The following is a 17,006-nucleotide window of genomic DNA, read 5'->3' as shown; positions in this document are numbered from 1 at the left end:
AGTAGATAGCGGCGTTATTGGGCGTCACATTGCGTTTTCTACACCGACGAAAACTGGCGTATGAGATTGTGATAAACATGGTGAAGCTGGTCAATTTCAGCACGCTCAACATGCTCATTGTTGACTAACGATTGAATAGACTTATCTAAATCAAACAAGGTTTTGCGAATGTGTTGGTCGCTGACCATGCTTTGTATCCACGTAATGGCGGCTAAACGCTCCCCCTTTATAACAGGTGTCACCTTATGTAGGCTTGATGAGGGATACAAAATGGCACTGCCTGCGTCACATTTTATACGTTGCTCACCAAACCCTGTTTGAATGACTAGCTCACCGCCCTCGTAATCGTCTTTGTCGCTCAGAAAAACGGTCATGGACATGTCGCTTCTCAGTACCTCATTGGAATTTGGGATGCGCATAATGGCAGCATCGACATGATAGCCGTAAGTCTGTGATTCGCTGTAACGGTTAAAGCACGGAGGAAAGATACGCTGAGGCAAGGCTGCTGACACAACTTGGCTATTATTGCCTAGCGTGGACAGCAGCGCATTCGCTAACTGCTGTACCTGCGGGTGAACAGCCTCTGCTTGACCATTATTTTTAACGTCTGCTGCCATTCCACTAGCGGTAGATTTTCCATCGTTAAACGGAACGGTTGCAAGCAGGGAGCGGTATTGGCGTACTTGCTCGGCAGAAAGTAAATTATCAATAATGATCATAGTCAGCGTACCTTTTTGCTAAGTGCGTTTAGAACTCGTAATTTATCGTGCCTGTCACATTACGGCCATCACCGATATACATAAATGCGCCAGAACGATATGCTGCCGTCCAGTACTCTTCGTCAAGTGCATTGCCAATATTTACGCGGAATGTGACTGACTCTGAGTGGTAGTAATTAGCAAACAAGTTTATCACTTGGTAATGCGGCACAACGATAGAATACTGACCACTGTCAGCGTTGTATCCTGCTGCCGTATCGGGTTGACCACCAAACATCTCAGATTGATAGCTGTAATCACCACCAAACGCAAACGTCTCATTAGGTTGATAACGCATTTGGAGATAAAAACTTTTATCAGCAAAGTTGCTCAGCGCAAGGCCTACATTGTCAGTATCATAAGACGCAAGGACCTCTGAATCCATAATGGCTGCAGATGCTTGAACGCTTAGTTTGTCAGTAATGTCGCCACTTACACCAAACTCGATACCTTCAACGCGGTTTTCTCCCGTATTCAGAGTGCCTAATGTAGAGTAGGCATCGCCAACACTTTCATGCACATCGCTTTTAGTAATGCGAAAAACTGCTGCGTTCGCCATAAGCTTCTCATCGAATAACATCCATTTAGTACCAATTTCGATGTTTTCGACTTGTTCAGGATCGGCTTGTGCTGCTTGATCTGGCGTTCCGCAAAGACCTCCATAGCCACAATTTGCGCCTAAATCCGATTCACCACCATTAATATTCGTTGCGGTGCTGTATGACGCGTAAAGGTTTCCGTTTTCAGTAACCTCATAAACAAGGCCGAGATGACCATTGTAGAGTTCATCAGAAAAGTCAAAGCGCTCGGTTGTGGTCTGGTTGGTGTAATCGTAGCTATCAACACGTACGCCAAAAAATACGTCTAATGCGTCGGTAAGTGCAAGTGTATCCATCGCGTACAGTGAGTAGGTTTCGATATCAAACAACGCATCAACATTTCCACGTGTATAGGTTTTACCCATAATGCTATTGATGTTATCCACTAAATCGCCGTTGGCACCAATGATACAGTAGTTTTCAGACACACCACGACGCCCAGACGTTAAACAGTTGGTGTCATTGGTATAACCCATATTGAACACGCCGTTATCGACAGACTCTTGCGTATACTCAAAACCAAACACCCATTGGTGCTCGAATCCTGCGAACTGAGTGTCCCAAAACACATTGAACTGGGTAGTAACATAGTCAACATCCTGCCACCCTTGATGATTGCTTAAACGCAGCGTATCTGCGCCTGGTGCATCGGGATCGGTGGCATCTCTTGTCGTACCGCTCATTCCTGTTGTGACATATTCGTTCTGTGTTTTACCCACACGTGTTGCGTTATAGAACCGTACGTTATCGCTGATATCGTATTCGGTGCGAAGGGTAAATGTGGTGACTTCAGAATTTAAAAAGTCTTGATCTTGGGCATAAACAGGAATGTCTTTGAGAGGTTCACCCGCGTCGCGGTCGTAGTAACTGCCTAGGTCTGGCTTGTCCTTCGCGTTAAGGTAGTAAATATCACCGGTAAACGACAGTCTGTCGGTTGGTTGATTAACATAGGAAAGCTGAATGCCGTCTCTATTACGCTCAATGCCTTCTCTGCCAGGCTTGTCTTCAGATGCAGTCAACGCATTAATTCGAATACCACTATTCTCAGTAAGGGTTTTGTTTAGGTCTATGGTTAGGCGAGTATGCTCGTCGGTGCCAATCGCCGCATCTACACGACCAAAATCATAACTGGTTGATGCTTTCTTCGTAATTGAGTTGACCGCACCGCCCGATGAGCCTCGGCCAGCAAATGTTGCACTTGGACCTTTGGTAATTTCAACACGTTCCGTGGCAAAACTTTCTCGTGTTGTCATACCCGGATCACGAAGACCATCAACAAACACATCACTGCGTGCTTCATGGCCACGAATGATATATCTATCGCCGAACGCGTTACCGTTTTCTCCTGTCCCGAGTGTAACGCCTGCTTGCGCCGCCAAGATATCTTTAAGGTCAGTTTTCCCACTTTCTTGAATTTGGTCTTGGGTCAGTACGCTGATCGTTTGCGGGGTGTCGACCAGATCGGCTACACGACGGGGGTCGCCCGATTTATCATAGCGATAGATAGACTGTTGTACGCCATGAATACGAATAAGCTCAATCGCTTCATCATTTGGCACCTGACAGGCTGCGGTGTTTTCTTCGCACTGGGTGTTTTCTTCTTGTGCAAGTGCAGTGGTGTTCCCAAAGGCTAACGCAGCGGCAATGGTTTGCGCCCCCATGGTTAATCGTGTGTTTTTCATTATGTATTCCCTAAAGTGTGAGGCGAAGAAGTGTAAGGAATAAAAAGTGACAAGTAAATGCAAATGATAATAATTATCATTTGGAATAATTAAAAGGTGACTTTAGTAAATCTGAACAGTTAGGAAACAAGAGGGAGGGTAAGTGTGACTTCTACGCCGCTGAGGTCACGCGCATTGTTGAGTGAAAGGGTGCCGTGATGAAAGACCGCAATGATATTGGCAATGTAGAGCCCTAGCCCTAAATGTACTGAGTGAGGAGAGTGCTGACTTTCGTTTTCTGTTCGCACAGAGACCATAGACTGTAACAGCTCTGCTTTCATTCCTTCCGGAAGGCATGGACCAGGATTCGTGACTGTTAACACCACGTGTTTGTCTTTCACGGTGATAATCGTACCAATGGTGTCATTGTCATGACTAAAATCCACCGCATTGGCAATAATTTTATCAAGCATTTGCGCAATAAGATCAGGTGAGCCACTTACTTTCAGGGCTTCCTCATTGCGCTCAAAAGTAAATTGTCGGTGGGTATATGCATGTCGATACCCCTCAATACAGCCAGACAGTACGTTGCCAATATCAAATATAACTTTCTCTTCGCCTTCAATGGCCTGCTCTAAACGAGATGCTTCGCTCATACTATTAAGGATATTACTCAATCGACTAATGCCAGATTGTGCACGCTGAATGAACACCTCTTGTTGGCTGGTGTCGTTAACGTGGGCAAGCATGTCGAGGGACGATTTAACCACAGCAATAGGTGTACGAAGCTCGTGTGAGAGACGAGACGCCATATTTTCAAGGTATGAATTGTATTGAGTAAGGCGAGACAACACATTGGAAAAAGAACGAGAAAGATCGCCAATCTCATCAAAATGTCTGGAAGGCGGTAGTGCGCCGATAATCTTTCCATTCCTATCGATTATCGCTTCCGTACTGTCTCTTAATGCTCTGATACGATTGGATATTCTGCTCGCAAACAATAAAAGCCCTAAGGTGCCGAGCAGCATAACGGCAAGAATGACGTGAAACAGCTGTTCTAATGCGCGGTTCCTTAAGGTGCGAATACCGTTAGTTGTTTGCTCGACAACAACCGCTCCCATTACCTCTCCATCAATAAAAATAGGGTAAGCTGCAGAGAGAATGATGGCTTTGTTATCTGATGAAAGTCGCCATAACGATTCCGGTTGCCCTATCAATGCAGCACCTAATTCTTGCCCTTCAAGTGCGTAGGCCTTATCAAGCTCATCAATGAAGGCTTCAGGCGGTTTAGTTAGGATGTTGTAATAAAGGGGCAAAAGCCAATGGGTTTCTACCCATCGCCAAATTTGTGATGACGATGTTCTTCGTTCGCCTACGTTGATACCCTCTGCGATTTGAATATCTCCTGCACGCGCTAGCACGCGCTTGTGCTTATCTATCACCCATACTCGCGAATCAGCATATTGTAACCCTGATAAAATGCGTTCTATTTCTGGAGAGGGTGTGATGACGGTACCGAGCTCATCGATATTATTTGGGTTAGCAGTGCCTATGGCATAATTTTTTGTTCGCGTTAGGGGGTTATCTACATCAACGATGGCAAACGCGAGTGCGCCGGTGGTAAGGGTTAACGGAAAACGAAGCTCAATGTTGTAGCCATTAGTTGTTTCTTGCCATTTGCCTTGAATATTGAGGGCATTTTCGGTTGCCCGCGAAGAGGTTAATGAAGGAGCCAGTTTGTAGGCATTGACCCATCCGCTTTCGTAGGGCGCAATGACAAACCTGACAAGTTCTTTCTCTTCAGTCACCATACCGATAATAAGGTGATCGCCACGTTCAACGCTCAAACTATTAGGCTGACGCCACAGTAACGTATCGTCGGTTACTTCAAACATCGCATATAAAAATTGACCATAACGCCCCACCATATGATTAAACGATAGCGTCACAGGGTGTGATATATCTGCTTCGAAGTTGTCTACTATTTCACTTTTACCATAGCGGCTAGAGAGCGAGCGTATTTTCGTCCAGTCGTTTAGCTCACCATCTAGTCGGATAGGATTGGGAATAGGCGGCGCGTATAAATCTGTTCCTGGGCGCACATCTTTAAGGTAAGCCGACTGACTATTGAATAAGGCCGGACGTTCATGAAGGGCGGTTGCTACGGCGCGAGCGGTACCAATCATAGTTTGCTCCTGCCCAATTCGCAGGTACTGCTCAAGCTCCCACACGTATTTGTATCCCAGAAACGGGATAGCAAATAAAAACAGTGACAAAATAAGCAACTGTATGCGTAATGAGAAGCGAAATGGCATGGTGAAATTCATTAACGTGGCGCTATAGTTGCCATCGGTAACCCATGCCATAAACGGTATCGATATGGTCGAATTGTGCGTCTAATTGAATAAACTTTTTCCTCATGCGCTTTATATGCGATGTGATAGTTGTATCGTCAACAACCATACGAGATTCGTCCATTAACTGCTGACGACTTTTTACGTGCCCGGGACGTTTTACTAATGCATGTAGCATCCAGAATTCGGTGACGGTAAGCATTACCGGTTCGTCTTTCCAGCTTACCGTCATTCGAGATGCATCAAGTTTCAGTGCACCAACGCGAATTTCATCTTTTTGTGTCACTGGCGTTGCCAGTAGGTCGGTACGGCGAAATAAGGCGGCAATGCGCGCAAGTAGGTGCGCCATGCTAATGTCTTTCGTGAGGTAGTCGTCGGCACCCATGCGAAGCCCACTAATGGTATCAACGTCATTGTCTCTGGCTGTAAAAAAGATAATCGGCAAGCTCTGAGATAAGCTTCTTAACTGCTGACATAGCATAAAGCCGCCCTCTATTTCTTCCTTTAGGCCGATATCAATAATTGCTAAGTCGGGCAATTCATGGGCAAATGAGGCTGATGCACTTGGGCGATCTTCAAACGCGTTTACCGTATAGCCATGCGTTTTAAGGGCCACAATGTAGTTTTCTCGAATAGCCGCATCGTCTTCAACAAGCGCAATCGTCTTAGGCATAATGTTATTCTCAATAACGAATGATGATTATTCACTATACCTTTGTCACTTCTGGATTGCTTAAGTTCGGCACAAAATCCTCAACAACGCCTCATTTGTGCCACATTTCCCGTAAATCGTCAGCACTTTTCCTTTTTTGGCCATGCGTATTGCCATTGTCTGTTGGTGTAATGCACATAACGTTAAGTTTGTCTTAGCGTTCCCCCCTGTTTCAAGTAGTACCTTTGCGCTGTGTGATGCGTCCCCAACCATCCACAGCGCCTTTTTCTAATAACGGCCGGTAACATCCACCCTTCCTAGCAGTGCATAACGCTTTTTTATTCCGTTCGCATATAGCCATGGCTTGTCAGGCATAGCTTCGTTGGCAGTAGCTATGACATAGTAAGGTCTATGGCGTTAACACGAACAGACAATGTGTGGGCACGCTAACCACTTAGATGGGTTGGATACCCCCGTGGTTAGCCATCTACCGCTAAAAAACCATGCTAAATCGTGCATTTATTCGTTCAGTGATAATATTGCGATACAATAGCGTATATTATTTTGCATGCTTCGCGTATGACGCCCAAGCAGATTAGCACTAACACTCAACAAACAGGCTTAACATGAAAGCGTTGAATATTCGTGGGTTAAAAAAAACCTATAAGGGTGGCGTACAAGCGCTAAAAGGGGTGGACCTAACAGTAGAAGAGGGTGACTTTTTTGCGTTACTAGGGCCTAACGGGGCAGGGAAGTCTACGACCATTGGGATTATCAGTTCTTTAGTTAATCAAACAGACGGGCAGGTATCTGTATTCGGATACGACCTGCATAGCCAAAAAGAATTGGCAAAGTCTTGCATTGGCTTAGTTCCCCAAGAGTTTAACTTTAATCAGTTTGAAACGGTGCTGCAAATCGTGCTTAACCAAGCCGGATATTATGGTGTACCGCGCAGCATTGCCAAAGAAAGGGCGAAGAAGTACCTTGCGAAGCTTGACCTATGGGAAAAGAGAGACGCGCGTGCACGTGAATTATCTGGCGGCATGAAGCGTAGATTGATGATTGCCAGAGCGCTTATGCACGAGCCTAAGTTGCTAATTTTAGACGAGCCGACCGCTGGTGTTGATATTGAAATACGTCGTGCAATGTGGAGCTTCCTTGAAGAAATCAATAAGCAAGGCATCACCATCATTCTTACTACGCATTACCTTGAAGAAGCAGAAATGCTGTGTAAAAACATCGCTATTATCAACAAAGGTATTATTGTTGAGAACACTAGCATGAAAGCGCTGTTAGCCAAGCTAAATGTAGAAACCTTTGTTTTAGACATCACCACAACGCCACAACCACCAACGCTAGACGGTTTTGAAACGCGGTTGCTAGATGACCACACATTGGAAGTTGATGTTGAAAAGGCCGAAGGGCTAAACCCTGTTTTTGCGCAGTTGTCTGCACAAGGCATACAGGTTATGAGCATGCGTAACAAATCAAACCGCCTTGAAGAACTCTTTGTGCGCTTAGTTGAATCTTCGAAAGGATAATTAAAAACATGAGTAAAGCATCAGTAACAACACACACATCCGAAGAAAAGATTAACTGGTTTAAACAAAATTACGTTGCGCTTACCACCATTTGGATTAAAGAATGCACGCGCTTTTTACGTATATGGGTGCAAACGCTTGTGCCTCCAGCGATCACCATGAGCCTCTATTTTGTTATTTTCGGTAGTCTTATTGGTAACCGCATCGGTCAAATGGGTGGCTTTTCTTATATGGAGTTCATTGTACCGGGTCTCATTATGATGTCGGTGATCACCAACTCCTACTCCAATGTCTCCTCTTCGTTTTTTAGCGCTAAGTTTCAGCGCAACATTGAAGAGCTGCTGGTTTCTCCCGTGCCGACATCGGTGATTATATTAGGGTTCGTGGGTGGTGGTGTTGCCCGCGCAATTCTTATCGGGATTATCGTTACGCTTGTGTCGTTGTTTTTTGTCGATGTTAGCATTCACAGCCTAGCGATCATCGCCATTACCCTTTTGCTTACCGCGACCCTATTTGCAACAGCAGGGCTTATTAACGCTGTATTTGCGAAAACCTTCGATGACATTAGTGTAGTGCCTACTTTTGTGCTTACACCACTTACTTATCTTGGCGGTGTTTTCTATTCGCTGACACTGTTGCCTGAGTTTTGGCAAATGGTGAGTAAGGCAAACCCTGTTGTGTATATGGTTAACGGCTTTCGCTATGGTTTTTTAGGGGTTTCCGATGTTGATGTGACGGTGTCACTATCACTATTAGTGGGTTTTAATATCGTGCTTTTCAGTATTGCGTACTACCTACTGAAAACAGGAAAAGGTATTCGTAGCTAATGTCAGACGGAAATTCTCGGTCAATCACAACCAATCAAATCGGCGTGCATGAAAAGCTCGATGAGTTAGTGTTGAAGTACAAGCAGTCGACCAATATGCGTCCCCTCGGTGAACATACGCAAGCTGCGTTCGATGAAGCACAGGCGTGGTTGGATAGCTACAGCGGCCCAATTATTCTTGATTCATGTTGCGGTGTAGGGGAGAGCACAGCGCACATTGCTAATGCGAACCCTGAATGTCGTGTTATAGGTCTTGATAAGTCCGCTTTGCGTGTGAACAAACATCAACATTACAGTGCCGGGCAAGACAACTACCGCGTAATACGTGCCGACGTGAATGACTTTTGGCGTTTAGTCGTGAAAGCGCAATGGAACGTGGTGCAGCACTACCTGCTATACCCCAACCCCTACCCTAAAAAAACGCAGGTTCAAAAGCGATGGCATGCGAGTGCTGCGATGCCAGATTTACTTGCTATCACGCCAAATATTGAAGTAAGAAGCAACTGGCTTATTTATGTCATGGAGTTTGCTCAGGCGGCAAAACACTATGGCGTTGAGGGGCGTTTATCAGAAGTGAATAGCGCAACACCCATAACGCCGTTTGAGAGAAAATACACTGCTAGCGGCCAGCAATGTTGGCAGCTTGTGTGCAATTCAGAGGAAGCTGAATAGTAAAGAGCGTAAGCTAATGAGGCTGTGTATTGGGTGCAGGTGGACTGAATACATAGCCTTGTGCATAGCGAATCGGTAAGGATGCCAAGCGTTCTAACAAGATATCGTTTTCAATATGCTCGGCAATAACGGTTACCCCGTTGTCCTCGCACATTGAGAGCAAGTAATTGACATATTCATTGACCTCGCCTTGTTGACTGTAATGCCGAATAAGGCCTCCGGCGAGTTTTATGCCTCTAATGGGCAGTTTCATTAACCCTTTTATGTTGCCTGGGCATGTTCCCACATTATCGATAAACACGCCTATTCCTGCCTGCATATTTCGTTCTACAAAGCGTGCAACCTCTATAGGGTTTGAAAGTGCACTTGAGGCGCTTATTTCGACGCTTACGCGTTCAGGGTTCGGGTAATTTGCTAAATGTGCAATTAGGCGGGTGGTAAGCCCTTTATCTAATAAATCTGTCGCGCTAATGTTAATGTTCCACGGTATATTGATGTTCTCAAAATAAGCCGCGCATTGGCAAAACATGCTTTCAGTAAGGGCTTGTACATGTTTGTCTCGCTCAATTAAGTATAAGAACTCGCTTGGTAGAAACATTTTATCATTACCTGTTACCAACCGGGCTAGACACTCATAACGCCACACATGTTGGCTTTGCAAATCTATAATAGGCTGGAAATAGGGCACGATATCATCAACGGCAAATGCCTCACTTATCTCTCTTATCGGCATAGGCAATAGCCCCCACTTCTTTAATGTTATTGATATTTAAAATATAGCAGAGTTAACAAAAAGGGTATGCTTTGAATATGTCGAGTGGTCTGAACAATATCAAATCAACGTATTAGGGTACGATAACGCCAATTTTGTCGGATAGACCTTGGCGTGTTTCGTAATCTGAGGTAAAGTTCGCAACCCGTGAAAACATTCCAACACGTTTTCATAGGTGGGTTACAACATGTTGTTGTCACGCCGGTGTGCAACCAAAACAACCGGTATAGTTTGCATGTTTCATGCTATGTATTACGGTTCAATGAGGTGTCTTTAGTGGGTGAAGCACAAGTTAGTCTGGAGCACCTGTTTAGGGTATTTACCAAACCTGAACACAAAGACTCAAAGATGGCACAAATAGAGCAACACCTGTCTGACAATATCTTAGATTTTTTGTCGCAGCATGTTGTTACTAAAAAGACTTCATTAGAAGAGGTAGAGAAAGACTTTTCCGATTCTAAAGTGCCCGAATCACCAGAGTTCGTGTCTACACATGCCGAAAAGTTACTTGATAAGCTTGTTGCGCATTCTGTTAATACCTACTCCCCCTCTTTTATTGGGCACATGACGTCGGCGTTACCGTACTTTCATTTGCCGCTATCTAAATTGATGGTGGGGCTGAATCAGAACCTAGTGAAAATTGAGACATCTAAAGCGTTTACGCCTTTAGAGCGCCAAGTCTTGGGCATGATGCATAACCTCGTCTATGACCAATCAGAACCTTTTTATAACAAGCACCTTCACAGCGCAAAGCATGCCTTAGGCGCGTTCTGTTCCGGCGGTACCATTGCTAATATCACTGCGTTATGGGTGGCAAGAAATAAAATATTAGGCCCTCAGCCTGGTTTTAAAGGCGTTGCAAAAACGGGTTTAGCCGCAGCGTATCGCTTTCATAATATTAATAATTTAGGTGTAATGTGCTCAAAGCGGGGGCATTATTCATTGTCTAAAGCGGTAGACGCATTAGGCCTAGGGCGTGACCAACTTATTACACTCCCTGCACCTTACCAGACTCTTGACCCAGAAAAGGCGCTTAGAGCAGGAAAGCGTTATCAAGAAGAAGGTAATAAGCTGCTCGCTATTGTTGGCGTTGGAGGAACAACAGAAACCGGTCACGTTGACCCCCTTAACGAACTGGCTGATGTTGCGAAAGAGTTAGGGTGTTGGTTCCATGTCGATGCGGCATGGGGAGGCGCTACGTTATTTTCAGAGCGCTATAAGTCAAGATTAAAAGGCATAGAGCGTGCAGACTCAGTGACCATCGACGCGCACAAGCAAATGTATGTGCCCATGGGTGCAGGTATGGCGTTGTTTAAGAATCCACAAGACGCCAATGTGGTTAGGCATCATGCTCAGTATATTCTGCGTGAAGGCTCAAAAGACTTAGGGGCAACTACCCTCGAAGGTTCACGAAACGGAATGGCCATGATGGTGTATTCCGCCCTTCATATTTTTGGTCGTAAGGGGTACGAACTGTTGATAGATAGCAGCATCGAAAAGGCCACTGCCTTTGCTGACATGATCAATAAACATAAAGATTTTGAGCTTACAACAACGCCTACGCTCTCCCTTCTTACATACCGAGTTTGTCCTGCAGTTGTGCAAGAGACTCTGAAGCATGTTGATGCAAAAACGCGCCATCTGATTAACGAAAAAATAGATGCGTTAGCGGTCGTTGTGCAGAAGCAGCAGCGTGAGGCGGGGAAAAGTTTTGTTTCGCGTACCCGGTTAGAGGCACCTGATTACCCTTCAAAATGTATCACGGTATTTAGAGTCGTATTGGCAAACCCGTTAACAAGCCATAACGATTTAGCAGCCATTCTTGCAGAGCAGCATATGATTGCGAAAAAGACTAACCTTTGGAAAGAACTAGAGGCAATAGCGACAGATACCTCGTTACTTATCGCGTAACCATACAGCCTTACTTACAAAAAAGCCCCAAAAAAGCCCCGATAGACGTTGTTTATCGGGGCTTTTTTTGTTTTGAAATACGATAATTAAATGCGTATCTGAAGATTATCAATAAGGCGTGTTGTACCCATAAATGCCGCGATTAAAATTACGATATCGGTATCCTCTGTCGACGCCGGCATAAAGGTTGTTGTATTCACAATATGTACATAGTCTTTTTTAAAGCCCACACTTATCAGCTTATCTTGCAGCATTGATGCAAGCATTTGATAATCGCGTTCACCTGAGACAATCTGCTGTTCGGTCGCTTTCATTTCACGATATATAATAGACGCCGTTGCTTTTTGTTCGTCTGACAAATAGCCATTACGTGAGCTCATCGCAAGTCCAGATGACTCTCTTTGCGTAGCAATGCCATGAATAGTGATTGGCATTGATAAGTCTCGGGTCATTGTGCGAATTACACAGAGTTGCTGGAAGTCTTTTTCGCCAAAGAAGGCGTCATTGGGTTGCACCATATTAAATAATTTGGTGACAACCGTAGCTACGCCCCGAAAATGGCCTGGGCGGCTGGCGCCGCACAGTAAGTCAGAGATACCAGGCACTTCTACATAAGTTTGTGCGTTAAGCCCTGCAGGATACATATCCGAAACGCTGGGTAAAAAGACGGCATCTGCGCCTTCTGCGATGAGCTTAGCTTTGTCTTCTTCAATCGTTCGCGGATAGGCATCTAAATCTTCATTTGCGCCAAACTGCATAGGATTGACAAAAATGCTTACAATCACACGGTGATTATTTGCTTTAGCGTGCTTCACTAATTGCAAATGGCCCTCGTGGAGGTTACCCATAGTGGGCACGAAACCTACCGTTTCAGCATTGCGTTTCCATGCGGTAATACACGCGCGAAGCGACGGAATATCAGTAATAACGTTCATTTTATGTTCAACTATTCAAAGCTGTGTTCAGCAGAAGGGAATACGCCGTTGCTAACATCATCAATATACTGTTTAACTGCTTTTCGCATATCGCCCGTTTCAGATAAATAATTTTTAGAAAATTTGGGCATGTAGTTAGCGCTAATTCCAAACATGTCGTGCATGACTAAGATTTGGCCATCGGTGTCTTTGCCTGCACCAATGCCAATGACCGGAATAGCTAAAGCCTCACTGACGGCTTTGCCCAGTGACGATGGAACGCATTCAAGAACGAGCAGTTGCACGCCAGCTGCTTCTAGTGCTTTTGCTTCATCAAGCAAACGTTGTGCTTTATCGGCTTCTCTACCCTGTACTTTAAACCCACCAAAAACGTGGACAGACTGAGGGGTTAATCCTAAGTGACCACACACAGGTACACCGCGCTCATTCAGGCCTGTAATGGTGTCGCATAACCAGCTACCGCCTTCCATTTTGACCATGCTCGCGCCCGCTGCCATCAATTTTGCAGCATTGGAATAGGTTTGTTCTGGTGTGGCGTAAGACATAAAGGGCATGTCAGCAAGTACAAACGCACGGTTTGTACCGCGTCGCACACTGCGAGTATGGTATGCAATATCATCAATTGTCACGGGCAGCGTATCGTCTTCACCTTGAAGTACCATGCCAAGTGAATCGCCAATCAATAAGGCGTCGATACCTTGCTCATCAAACATCTTCGCAAAGCTTGCATCATAGGCAGTTAACGACGTGATTTTTTCACCTGCTTGCTTCTTTTTCAGAAGGCTCGATACGGTAACTTTCTTCATGATAGGGTCCAATATGTTGGTATTGAGTGGCGAACTATACGGATTTTGCTATTAATTGGAAGTAGATAGGCGTTTTAAGCCATCCAGTGAACAGTTGGCAACCCAGTGTGATATGGGCTTGCCGTCTGGCATTATCATCATGGGCGCGATTTCAAAAAGTGGAACTAACACAAACTCGCGTTCAGGCATGCCGCAATGGGGGACAGTCAGATCGGTAGTGTCAATGGTTTCGCTACCATAAAGTAAAATGTCTAGGTCTAGCGTGCGCGCTCCCCAACGTTCGCCGTCACGCGTGCGGCCGTTGTCCTGCTCTATTTGCTGTAGCGCTGTTAACAGCTCGTGCGGCGTTAGGCCAGTCTCAATAAGACATACCGCGTTGATATAGTCTGGTTGATTTTGTGGGCCCATAGGCTTGCTACAATACAACGAAGAGGTGTTGAGTAGGCGCGTGTTTGGTAGCGCCGACATTGCTTCACACGCGAGGCTAATTTGCTGCTGTGATTCGCCTAAGTTACTACCAATACCAATGTAAACGTGTTCGTTATGCATCAGAATCTCGCTTTGCTGGTCGGCGTTTTCGCTTTTTCGGTTTCGGTGCGCCCGTTTCGGATTTGCGCAGTGCATTAAGCATACCCCGCTGTTTGGTGCCATCGGCATGCTGAAACTGTGTCCACCATTGTGCAAGCGTGAGCAATTCACCGCCTTCAATTTGGCCTCTAACCAAAAGGAAGTCGTAACCTGCTCTAAATTTAGGGTGAGTAAGAAGCTGGAATGCACGTTTACCAAATCGTTTAGGTAAGCGCTGTTGTAATATCCAGATATCTCGAATGACGGTAGAGAAGCGCTTAGGGATCATGATGCGCTGCGTTTGCCGCGCGATGATTTCACCTGATGCAAGGTTGAACGCGTCGTGAGCATTTAACCCTGATTCAGCTTGAAGCACCTGTGAGCGTTCCTCAAGCGGGTACCAAAGCAGCGCGGCATACAAGAAAGCCGGTGTTACACGTTGGTTACTGTTAATTCTTTCATCAGTATTTTGTAGTACCTTGCGAACGAACTGCATTTCCCTGCTATTTTCATCTTGAAGAAAGGGGGCCAACTGCGGAAAAAGAGGCTCAATCAAACCGTATTCTCTGAGCATTAAGAAGGTTTCTTCTCCTTTGCCCGATAAAAACAATTTAAGCGTTTCTTCAAATAAACGTGCGGGTGGAATATTGTTCAGTAGATTAGCAAGTTGCTTTATTGGGGCTGCAGTCTTTGCTTCGATTCGCATAGACAGCTTAACGGCAAAACGTACTGCTCGCAGCATGCGCACCGGGTCTTCTCTAAAACGAACTTCAGGATCGCCGATCAGCGCAACTTCGCGCTTCTCAATTGCTTGCAGGCCGTTGGCGAAATCTTTGACGGTGAAATCGGCGACACTGTAATACATGGCGTTAAACGTAAAGTCGCGACGTTCGGCATCTTCTTCAATAGAGCCAAATACGTTATCTCGTAACAATTGTCCTTGCGCGTCTTGCTTACCTAGCGCTTTTGCTTTTGGTGTGCTTTCGTCTTGGTCTTCGCCGTGGTGCCCTCTAAAGGTCGCCACTTCAATAATTTCTCTGCCAAAAACAATATGCGCAAGCCTAAATCGACGGCCTATTAACCGACAATTTTTAAACAACCCTTTAATTTGTTCTGGCGTCGCATTGGTAACCACATCAAAATCTTTCGGTTCATGGCCCATCAAAATGTCGCGGACACAGCCCCCCACTAAATACGATTCGAACCCTGCGCCATTTAAACGATACATAACTTTAAGTGCACTAGGGCTGATATCTTCGCGAGAAATGCCATGCTCACCGCGAGTCATAATTCGAGGAGCTAATGCTGTGCTTTCGCCACTTTCCTTTGAAAATGCGCGCTTAACAGAATTAAAAACACGATGAATGATGATGGTATCTCCAAGAACTATAAAGGGTCGCTATGATAAGTGGATTCGCTGCGATCGACAATAATTTCAGCAACATTAGGCACGACTTTTCTGTCCCAACGTTCAATTGCAGCGTTCAATAACGTGTCTACCGTATCATAATCGGCGCAATTGATGTGCGAAAACCCAAGAAATGCCAGTGCACGGATAAGGTTGTCGAGGGGACGCTGATTGCAAATGGGGACCGCGTGGTTCTGCTTGCTTAGTTTTCTTCCAGGGGAAACGCTAGCCACAGGTACATGGCAGTATTGTGGTGTGGTGAGGCTAAGGGCGTCATACACACATAGTTGTAAGGGGGTTACGTCTATTAAATCGCTACCACGTACTATATGCGTAACACCTTGAAACTCATCATCAAGGGCCACCACGAGGTTGTAAGCAAACAGCCCATCTCGTCGCTTGATAATAATATCTTCTGCCAGTGCATAGGCCGGTGTGATCTGTCCTTGTATACCATCGATAAACGAGGGGAGCGAAGAGTTTAAGGTCAACCGTATAGCGGCATCGTCACGAAAGCAGTGACTCCCGCGGCATGTTCCCTGGTATCGGCCGCCCTGTGCTTTAATTTGTTTCCTGGTACACGTGCAGTAATAGGCTTTTTTATCCGCTATAAGGGAACTCAGCGTGTCTTGATATCGTTCGTGTTGCTGGGTTTGATACACAACAGAACCATCCCATTGTAAACCGTGAACGTCGAGCGTGTTGAGTATTGCTTTATCAATGCCTGCAATACAGCGAGGTTCGTCGATATCCTCCATTCTTACCAGCCACGAACCATTATGATGGCGAGCGTCTAGATAACTAGCAAGCGCAGTAACAAGCGAACCGAAATGTAACTGACCTGAGGGTGACGGTGCGAAGCGACCGATATAAGGAGGGGAAGCGGATTGTGTAGGCATAGTGAATGGACTGGAAGTACAGCGCGCTATCACGCTGCACTTTCAGCCTACTACGTAGGCGATTAGCCTTGTAGTTGCTTTTCTTTAATTTCAGCCATGGTTTTGCAGTCGATACAAAGGTCGGCGGTAGGGCGTGCCTCTAATCGACGAATACCAATTTCGATACCACATTGGTCGCAGAAGCCGAAGTCATCTTCTTCTATGCGCTTCAATGTTTTCTCAATCTTCTTGATAAGCTTACGCTCGCGGTCGCGAGTTCGAAGTTCAAGGCTGAATTCTTCTTCTTGAGCGGCGCGATCTACTGGGTCGGGGAAGTTCGCAGCTTCATCCTTCATGTGCGTCACTGTACGGTCAACTTCTTCACGAAGCTGGTTACGCCACGCTTTTAACAACAGACGGAAATGTTCCATCTGAGGTTCGCCCATGTATTCTTCATCTGCTTTTGGCTGATACGGGGTTAAGCCCGCAAGCGCTAAAAGTCCGAGTGATTTTGTTTCTTTTCCTGTTGGCATCTGCCACATCTCCTACACTACGACATCCATCTTGTCCTGAATGAGTCGAATATCTATAACAGACTCGCCCGTTTCAAGCAATTTCTCGTGTCTATGTAATTATTATGCTGGTATACGAATTTTGACATCATCA

The 17,006-nt window shown here is 45.5% G+C and carries 15 protein-coding genes; 4 read left to right on the top strand and 11 right to left on the bottom strand.

Annotated features, from left to right (window positions below):
* Nucleotides 1–38 precede the first annotated feature (38 nt).
* The 4 genes from ACOJRU_RS15830 to pdsR form a co-directional block, all read right to left on the bottom strand.
* Nucleotides 39–719 (bottom strand): Fe2+-dependent dioxygenase, encoded by a 681-nt coding sequence (locus tag ACOJRU_RS15830; RefSeq protein WP_421132687.1) that lies wholly within the window; start codon nucleotides 717–719, stop codon nucleotides 39–41.
* Between the two features lie 28 nt (nucleotides 720–747).
* Nucleotides 748–3,039, bottom strand: a complete 2,292-nt coding sequence (locus ACOJRU_RS15825) for a TonB-dependent receptor (RefSeq protein WP_421132686.1) — start codon at nucleotides 3,037–3,039, stop codon at nucleotides 748–750.
* A gap of 119 nt (nucleotides 3,040–3,158) precedes the next feature.
* Nucleotides 3,159–5,333, bottom strand: coding sequence for a proteobacterial dedicated sortase system histidine kinase (pdsS, locus tag ACOJRU_RS15820; protein WP_421134785.1), 2,175 nt, complete (start codon nucleotides 5,331–5,333; stop codon nucleotides 3,159–3,161).
* 22 nt (nucleotides 5,334–5,355) lie between these two features.
* Complete coding sequence (gene pdsR, locus ACOJRU_RS15815; protein WP_421132685.1) at nucleotides 5,356–6,045, bottom strand: proteobacterial dedicated sortase system response regulator; 690 nt, start codon at nucleotides 6,043–6,045, stop codon at nucleotides 5,356–5,358.
* 605 nt (nucleotides 6,046–6,650) lie between these two features.
* Between pdsR and ACOJRU_RS15810 the strand changes: the two genes are divergently transcribed.
* The 3 genes from ACOJRU_RS15810 to trmB are packed head-to-tail and all read left to right on the top strand — an operon-like array spanning nucleotide 6,651 to nucleotide 9,063.
* Nucleotides 6,651–7,565 (top strand): ABC transporter ATP-binding protein, encoded by a 915-nt coding sequence (locus ACOJRU_RS15810; RefSeq protein ID WP_421132684.1) that lies wholly within the window; start codon nucleotides 6,651–6,653, stop codon nucleotides 7,563–7,565.
* 8 nt (nucleotides 7,566–7,573) lie between these two features.
* Nucleotides 7,574–8,392, top strand: coding sequence for an ABC transporter permease (locus ACOJRU_RS15805; RefSeq protein WP_421132683.1), 819 nt, complete (start codon nucleotides 7,574–7,576; stop codon nucleotides 8,390–8,392).
* On the top strand, nucleotides 8,392–9,063 hold the full coding sequence (trmB, locus tag ACOJRU_RS15800) for a tRNA (guanine(46)-N(7))-methyltransferase TrmB (RefSeq protein WP_421132682.1): 672 nt from the start codon (nucleotides 8,392–8,394) through the stop codon (nucleotides 9,061–9,063). Before ACOJRU_RS15805 ends, trmB begins: the two co-directional genes overlap by 1 nt.
* A 13-nt stretch (nucleotides 9,064–9,076) precedes the next feature.
* Here trmB and ACOJRU_RS15795 read toward each other — a convergent pair whose 3' ends face one another.
* Entirely contained in the window at nucleotides 9,077–9,796 is a 720-nt protein-coding gene (locus tag ACOJRU_RS15795) for an EAL domain-containing protein (RefSeq protein ID WP_421134784.1), read from the bottom strand.
* 315 nt (nucleotides 9,797–10,111) lie between these two features.
* On the opposite strand from ACOJRU_RS15795, the gene panP reads away from it, so the two are divergent.
* Nucleotides 10,112–11,746: a pyridoxal-dependent aspartate 1-decarboxylase PanP gene (gene panP / locus ACOJRU_RS15790; RefSeq protein WP_421132681.1), complete on the top strand. Its 1,635-nt coding sequence runs from the start codon at nucleotides 10,112–10,114 to the stop codon at nucleotides 11,744–11,746.
* An 86-nt stretch (nucleotides 11,747–11,832) separates the two neighbouring features.
* On the opposite strand, the gene panC is transcribed toward panP, so the two are convergent.
* The 6 genes from panC to dksA form a co-directional block, all read right to left on the bottom strand.
* Nucleotides 11,833–12,681, bottom strand: coding sequence for a pantoate--beta-alanine ligase (gene panC, locus ACOJRU_RS15785; protein ID WP_421132680.1), 849 nt, complete (start codon nucleotides 12,679–12,681; stop codon nucleotides 11,833–11,835).
* Between the two features lie 11 nt (nucleotides 12,682–12,692).
* Nucleotides 12,693–13,487 (bottom strand): 3-methyl-2-oxobutanoate hydroxymethyltransferase, encoded by a 795-nt coding sequence (gene panB / locus ACOJRU_RS15780; protein ID WP_421132679.1) that lies wholly within the window; start codon nucleotides 13,485–13,487, stop codon nucleotides 12,693–12,695.
* 51 nt (nucleotides 13,488–13,538) lie between these two features.
* Nucleotides 13,539–14,036: a 2-amino-4-hydroxy-6-hydroxymethyldihydropteridine diphosphokinase gene (gene folK, locus ACOJRU_RS15775; protein ID WP_421132678.1), complete on the bottom strand. Its 498-nt coding sequence runs from the start codon at nucleotides 14,034–14,036 to the stop codon at nucleotides 13,539–13,541.
* On the bottom strand, nucleotides 14,029–15,342 hold the full coding sequence (gene pcnB / locus ACOJRU_RS15770; protein ID WP_421132677.1) for a polynucleotide adenylyltransferase PcnB: 1,314 nt from the start codon (nucleotides 15,340–15,342) through the stop codon (nucleotides 14,029–14,031). Before pcnB ends, folK begins: the two co-directional genes overlap by 8 nt.
* A 98-nt stretch (nucleotides 15,343–15,440) precedes the next feature.
* Nucleotides 15,441–16,361 carry a tRNA glutamyl-Q(34) synthetase GluQRS gene (gene gluQRS / locus ACOJRU_RS15765; RefSeq protein ID WP_421132676.1) on the bottom strand — a complete coding sequence of 307 codons (921 nt, stop codon included), beginning with the start codon at nucleotides 16,359–16,361 and terminating at the stop codon, nucleotides 15,441–15,443.
* A gap of 62 nt (nucleotides 16,362–16,423) precedes the next feature.
* Nucleotides 16,424–16,873: an RNA polymerase-binding protein DksA gene (gene dksA, locus ACOJRU_RS15760; protein ID WP_421132675.1), complete on the bottom strand. Its 450-nt coding sequence runs from the start codon at nucleotides 16,871–16,873 to the stop codon at nucleotides 16,424–16,426.
* Between the last annotated feature and the right edge of the window lie 133 nt (nucleotides 16,874–17,006).

It is taken from the genome of Alteromonas algae, assembly GCF_049117195.1.
Lineage (GTDB): Bacteria > Pseudomonadota > Gammaproteobacteria > Enterobacterales > Alteromonadaceae > Alteromonas.
This window is presented reverse-complemented; position numbering and strand designations above follow the sequence as displayed.